The following is a 245-nucleotide window of genomic DNA, read 5'->3' as shown; positions in this document are numbered from 1 at the left end:
TTAGCCGCAGAGACGGTTCGCCACCTGATGACCGACGCCGGCCTGTGGATTCCACGCAAGCAGCGCCCGCCCAAGATCCATCAGCCGAGGAACCGGCGGTCTTGTCTGGGCGAGCTGATCCAGATCGATGGTAGCGATCACCGGTGGTTTGAAGACCGGGCGCCAGCGTGCACGCTGCTGGTGTTTATTGACGATGCCACAAGCCAACTGATGACGTTGCACTTCACCGCGACCGAATCGACCTT

1 pseudogene is annotated in these 245 nt (G+C 60.8%); it reads left to right on the top strand.

The annotated features are described in order from the left end of the window. Positions 1-245: pseudogene (locus tag ACRXB1_RS37925) on the top strand (ISNCY family transposase); the annotation flags it as partial.

Source organism: Caballeronia sp. M23-90 (assembly GCF_053574605.1).
Note: the sequence above shows the minus strand (reverse complement) of the source record. Positions and strands in the feature narration are given on the sequence as shown.